This is a genomic window from Oribacterium sp. HCP3S3_B9 (assembly GCF_052064255.1).
Taxonomy (GTDB): Bacteria; Bacillota; Clostridia; order Lachnospirales; family Lachnospiraceae; genus Oribacterium.
On sequence record NZ_JBQHVY010000040.1, the window covers coordinates 1 to 4110 of the forward strand.

General features: G+C 40.8%; 5 protein-coding genes. All 5 read right to left on the reverse strand.

Annotated features, from left to right (window positions below):
• Positions 1-18: 18 nt before the first annotated feature.
• The gene (locus ACTNC3_RS11210) at positions 19-741 is read right to left on the reverse strand and encodes a DUF1016 N-terminal domain-containing protein (protein ID WP_441227475.1); all 723 of its coding nucleotides are present in this window, start codon (positions 739-741) and stop codon (positions 19-21) included.
• 56 nt (positions 742-797) lie between these two features.
• Positions 798-1850: a restriction endonuclease gene (locus ACTNC3_RS11215; RefSeq protein ID WP_441227476.1), complete on the reverse strand. Its 1053-nt coding sequence runs from the start codon at positions 1848-1850 to the stop codon at positions 798-800.
• A gap of 50 nt (positions 1851-1900) precedes the next feature.
• The gene (locus ACTNC3_RS11220) at positions 1901-2338 is read right to left on the reverse strand and encodes a hypothetical protein (RefSeq protein WP_441227477.1); all 438 of its coding nucleotides are present in this window, start codon (positions 2336-2338) and stop codon (positions 1901-1903) included.
• 361 nt (positions 2339-2699) lie between these two features.
• Positions 2700-3014, reverse strand: a complete 315-nt coding sequence (locus tag ACTNC3_RS11225) for a hypothetical protein (protein WP_441227478.1) — start codon at positions 3012-3014, stop codon at positions 2700-2702.
• A gap of 88 nt (positions 3015-3102) precedes the next feature.
• The gene (locus ACTNC3_RS11230) at positions 3103-3990 is read right to left on the reverse strand and encodes a ParB/RepB/Spo0J family partition protein (RefSeq protein ID WP_441227479.1); all 888 of its coding nucleotides are present in this window, start codon (positions 3988-3990) and stop codon (positions 3103-3105) included.
• Between the last annotated feature and the right edge of the window lie 120 nt (positions 3991-4110).

The following is a 4110-nucleotide window of genomic DNA, read 5'->3' on the forward strand; positions in this document are numbered from 1 at the left end:
AGATCAACACCAGATAATTCATGTCACTTGATTAAAAAAAGAGCGGCCGTTTTGCGTCGGAAAGCGGCCGTTCAAAAACGGAACAGCGACCGCTGAGCTCCGTAAACTGCATTCACGCAAAGTTAAAAAATCAAAATTGTATGGATCCTTCGTAATTGCTTGCGCTAAATCGCTCTGTTCTATCGGAAGTGTATTAGAAAAGTTAGTTATTGCTTTGCCCTGGCGTTCATACAAATCCGTTCCCAAGAAGTTTAGCAAAACATCTCTTGACCAATTGTTTTCAATCGTCTTTCTAGTATAAAACAATGCTTTTGCAGAATTCCCTTTGCACTTATCAAGTATTATTTTGTTATGTCCCCATGGAATTCTAAAAATGATTTGCAAATCATCCCCAACTTGGGGACGATTTGCATCTATAATCAATTTGTCCTCAACTTGAGGACAAGTCGCTGCGTCAGGATACATCTCATAAAAGTATCTCATATATTTCAAATTAGTTGGAGAAAATGATTTCACATCTGGCAAAATAGATTTCAAATCATCACTCACCGTTTTATAAAATCCCATTCCATATCCGAACTGTTCACTCATAGATGAAATGCCCTTACCAAGTTTCCAATAAAATCTTAACATCTCATCATTTATCTTCATAGAAGCTCTGATCTGGCTTTTTCTAAAATCAGTGGATATTTTGGAAATCCATTCTTTATATTCATTATCAGCCTTAATCAATTCACTCATATATAATCCTTCCTAATGTGTCAATTCAATAACACCCGATTTGTCAGCCAGGTACTTTATCGTATATCAACCTCTATTCCATACCTGACAAGAAGAGACGCGAAGGTTAATCCGTTAATCAGAATAATTCCGTTTTCATCGGCTTTTTCTTTGGCTTCATCGGAGAATTCGTCTGTCAAATTGATAACCATCAGAATGGCATTTTTCTCCGGGATGCGCGCCTCCATCTTCACAAGCTGATCTACACCTACAATATCGCAGGCATCCTTACCCGTCTTCTTTTTTGCCTGAACATAAATATGCGGCATCTTCACATCGCAGATTTCATAGATGTTATACATTAGGGTGTTCCGGTTAAAGCATTCAAAGACCAAATCCACATCGCCGCCTTCACCGTCATACCAGTTGTTGTCCGTCAGCGTGTAGCCGTTCTTTATAAACAGCTCTCCGATAATGTCTTCAAATTTATGATTATCGATCTTCTGCAGCGCAGATTTAATCTGCTCGAGATATTGATTTCTCGCTGATGAAGTCGCTCGGCTGATCATGGAAATCAGGTCTGTGCTGTCCTTTTCAAATTCGTCCGGCTGCTCTGCATGCAGACGCACGAGTTCATCTACGGATTCTTTAAAGGATTCACTCCGTACACGATTCAGTGGAGACTGGTACGCTATGAACTTGCTCTTAATATTCTGCGCATGCAGATTCTTATCATAGCTGCAGCTGAATACATCTTCGACTTCTATAATATGGCCGAAGTCCTCTGCCTCCGAAAGAACATCAAAACGGTATTTCTTTTTACATTTTGCGATGACGAAACTTCGGCATACATAATCTTCCTCCACGCTGACTTTTGGTACGACAATGTAATCTCCTGGTTCGATTTCCAGCATGATTGAAAGATTGTTGTACCGGGCTCGCATCGTTTCGTCCGGGAGATCTTTTTCCCATTCAGCCTGCCAGCCTGCCTTAAACGTATCATACGAAGAATCAATGGCCATGCCATAGGTGCCCCAGCCCTGTCTCAGCAGATGCTTGCTCACCAGTTCGTTACGAATCAGCTTAAATCGATCATTGTAGTTTATTCGAAAAACGTAGTAATTACTCACTCTTCAACTCTCCTCATTTTAAAAGTACCTGCTTTACCTTATGCGGTGCCTTACTCATCCTCATCATCACAATCTTCACTAATTCTGATTGCCTCAGGGACCTCTTCACTCACCGGAATAATTTCTCTGATGATTTTGAAACACTCCGCAAATTCATCAGCCGGTACGCCAAATTCACGTACCACCTTATTTCCATCTTCGTATGTAACGATAAAATTCATAGTGCCACAGTCGCAATACATAACTTCTTGATCGCGGCTTAATATCTCATCAACATCCACAGCGATCTTCTCAAACGCCAAGCCCAAAGTACTGTTCGTCGTTTTATATGACCACTTCCTGTACACATTGAACGAATTGTCACTCTTCAGATAAGGCTTATATTCATACGCGATGGAATTGGCTGTTATAGTCAATTTATCGCTATAGGCATATTCCACAGGGCAAAATCCAGATGTACTTTTTATAACAATTTTCTTTGTCTTCATGCCGGGTCTCCTTACATCCATTTTTCTGTTCACGAACCACCAAAATGGTCGAATTGCCGGATTGATTACCACCATTTTTCGTTTTTTCAGAATCGTGATATCTAATCCGAGGTCACAACCGGATAGTTCTTCATGAATTGCAGCTCCCTTGTTTTGTTTGTGCCTTCATTATACCAAGAGACATGTGTATTATTTTGCACATCTGTTTGATATTTTCCTGTCCCTGCTCAAATGCTTGATACCACCTGGAATCATTATTTATCTTCTTCCAATAATATATCATACTTTGCAATGCTTACATCTTTTAAGATTCCACCGACAGCCGGTATACGTGGCTGCCATAATCTATGTATTTCCAATTTTATATTTTCGCCAGAAATCCCTTTAATCTAATCAAAACTGTCTCCCCAAAATAACGGATCATCCTTGGGAAAGAGCCAATTACCATTCCCGCAACCATTGCTTCGATAACAAGCGACCAATCTACCGGTGACATAAACAGGCCGCTCAGTCCTGCCAGGATGATAAAACCGCCTATCAGGCCAAATATAAAGTCAAATACTCCACCCGCAAAATTCATCATACAGATAAGCATGGTTAATACGATCTGCGCCGGTAACAGCACAAGCTGTACTGTCAGATGAAATACACTTCCAATAATCTTCATTGTGATCATAGTTATCCTCTCCTTTTTTCTCCATTTCTTGCATTGAAGTCATTGATAAGTCCAGACTCATGAAAATCATGAGTCTGGATTCATGATGCTACGCCTTCATCCCAGCCCACTGTTCAAGCAGCTGAAGAATCTGTATTTCCATTTCCCTTGCCGAAGTTTTCTGTGGAAAGTACTTCTGAAGTATATTGCTGTCAAATACTACGCGATGAAGTGGATTCTTCTTCTCTTCGTCCATAATACTTTCGATCAGTTCAGCAGTGCATGTTCCTTCCTGACTAGATTTTTTAAGCCTCTGTGCCTGCGAAAGGGATGGCGTTGTTTGTGCCAGTTCCATGGCCTCAAAGAAGTCTTTCTGTTCCTCCGGCTTCATATAAGATAGTTCTACCGCAGGATTAAAGGCGATTTTCTTTTCATCTACGAGATTAAGAAGTTCCGGTATAAGGTTATTCAGCCTCACAAATCTCTGAACCGTTCTGGCACTCTCACCAGTCTGCTTTGCTAATTCTTCATCTGCACGAAACCTCGTGCCACTTTGACACGAGGTAAGATCTGTTCTTCGTCCCTGATGCTTAAGTGCTTCCATTTTCATCTTATACGCTTTCGCTCGTTCACTCGGAAGAATATGCTCTCGCTGAAGGTTGGAATCTACCATAAGGATGGTTGCTGTATCGTCATCCATCTCTCTGACAATTGCAGGTATTTCTTCTTTGCCAGCTAATATGGATGCGTATCTCCTTCTATGTCCTGATATCATTTCATATTCTCCGTTACCATCAGGACGGACAATAACCGGAACCAGCACCCCATATTCTCGTATACTATCCGCTGTCTTTCTCATATCCTCATCATCCTGAACCTTAAACGGATGATTCTTGAATTCATGGATCTGCTTCACAGGAATATTCACTATATGTTCGCCGGTTTCTTGTCTATTCTCCTCAGTTGTAAAAATATCTTTATATCCCTTTAAACTAATGTTAGTTCCTTGTTGTTGACTGCCTAGATTGACTCCGGGCTGATCTTCTTGCGTGTCATGAGATTGATCTGTATACTGTCATGAGATTAAAAAGAAAGAAGGTCCGGGGTACCCTCTTTG